Origin of the sequence: Campylobacter sp. BCW_4338, from assembly GCF_001763255.1 — a bacterium.
Classification (GTDB): Bacteria; Campylobacterota; Campylobacteria; order Campylobacterales; family Campylobacteraceae; genus Campylobacter_D; species Campylobacter_D jejuni.
Window position 1 is genome coordinate 1 of the sequence record NZ_MJYJ01000021.1, and the last position, 2,104, is coordinate 2,104.

A 2,104-nucleotide genomic window follows, 5' to 3' on the forward strand; every position below is an offset into this window, starting at 1 on the left:
TCCACCTCCATTGGTTCCTATATTGCCAATATTGCCTTGATTAACACCTGAGATGATATTGTTGATATTGCCTAATTCATCAAGATTAACATTGCTTTGATCTACGGTGATGTTTTCTACTTTTACATTATCTTTACCATTTCCACCTACAACTATAGTGTCTAATTTACCTGTTTCTTTATCTGTAGAAACAACCCAATCTTTAATTCCAACACTACCACTACCATTGTTAGTTACTGTATTACCATTGCTATCTTTACCTACTGAGCCTTGGTTGGAAATTTCAACTTGAGCTGATCCTGAAACAGTGATACCATTATTTATGGTTGAACCTTGTGAATTAGAAATACTAGTGTTTCCACTTCCTGAAGAACTAATACCTCCGCTAATAGTTCCTCCACCATTATTGCTAATTACCATATCAGCAGCACCAGTGCTTTCAATCTTACCACCGATATTACCTGAGTTAGAAATTTCAAGTTTATTATCACTATTGTTAGTGATAGAACCACTTATACCTGTATCAGAAGTAGAGGTGTTAGTGATAGAATCAAGTTTACTATCTTTATCTACAGTAATTGAACCAGAAATAGCTCCATTACCCTCATTGGTAATAGAATCAATGGTGCTACCACCACTTACTTGAACACTTCCTGAGATACTTCCATTGCCTTGATTAACAAGACCACCTTCTACCTTAGCTCCACCTTCTATCTTGATATCACTACCTATAGAAGCACTATCTGCATTGATTATATTTCCTTCAAGTTTAGTGTTTTCCCCACTAACTGTAATACCACCTGTTATGCTTCCTGAGCCAACATTAGATATGGCTTGACTTGAAGTGGCTGTTATAGTAGCTCCATCTTTTACGGTTATAGAGCCTTCTATTTTTCCACCAAAATTAAAAATACCAGCATCACTTCCACCTTCTACTCTAGAGCCTTCACCAGATAAAATCATTTCTCCACTTAAAGAAGCTCCACTATCTAATCTTATACCACTAATATCACCTTTAATAACACCACCATTTGTAAGTTCTATTTTTTGAGTTCGTGAGCCAACATCTAAGGAAATTCCATAACTATCGCCATAAACTCCACTTGCTGTACCATCTTTTTTTGAACTTGCTCCATCTATATATAAATCCCCTAGAGTTTGCCATTGACCCACTCCTATTCCTATGTATTTGCCATGAATTACACCTCCATCTTTTATGGTAAGTGTTCCAAATTTACCATAAGTTACCATTATGCCAGAATAATTTGATTCTATAGTTCCTGTGTTGATAATGTTTTCTATGGAGCCACCATTTTCTAGTTTTATACCAGCATGATTACTGTAATTACCATTAGATATTATAGTTCCTGAATTTTCAAGAGTTTGTATATTGCCACCATATACAAATATGCCAGAAGAGTTACCACTGATAGTTCCATTATTATTAAAACTATTTATAGTTCCGCTAGATAAGCTTACACCTTCGCTTCCGCTAATAAATCCATTATTGTTAAAGGCTTGTATATTAGTATTTTTTCCTTCGAAAAACACTCCTTGATTGTTATTAGAAACTGCTATAGTTCCACTATTGTTAAATTTATCAATGTTAAGAGTTCCTGAATTACCACCCCAAACTCCCATATAAATTTGACCATTAACTTGACCTGTATTTTCAAAGGTATTGACAGTGATGGTTCCTTTAAAATCGTTATCATGCTCTACATTTACATTGCCATTAATAGTTCCTTTATTAGTAAGATTGGTAAGAGTAAGGGTATTGCTACCATTAGCATGAGCATAGATGATTCTATCATTATTACCTATACTACCTAGAGTTCCACCTGCTTCAATTATTATGGTATGTGGACCTGAATCAGAAATGTTGATTTGTACTGTCTCTGAGGTGTTTATAGTCGTATTAACTCTAGCTTGAGGAGTATAAACACTTGCTGCTGATCTAGCCTTAAGATTTTTATTTGCTTCATCATAAGTTTTTATTTCAGAATTTAATTTAGCATTAGCACAACTTGCCAAAAAAGAAATAGTAGCTAAAGATAAAACTATCTTTTTAGAATTTAAATGGGATTTTCTAATCCCCCCCCCC

1 protein-coding gene is annotated in these 2,104 nt (G+C 34.5%); it reads right to left on the reverse strand.

Annotated elements, in window-relative coordinates; all coding sequences use genetic code 11:
- On the reverse strand, window positions 1-2,094 hold a 2,094-nt coding region (locus tag AJN69_RS01930), incomplete at its 3' end, for a beta strand repeat-containing protein (RefSeq protein WP_407918702.1).
- Between the last annotated feature and the right edge of the window lie 10 nt (window positions 2,095-2,104).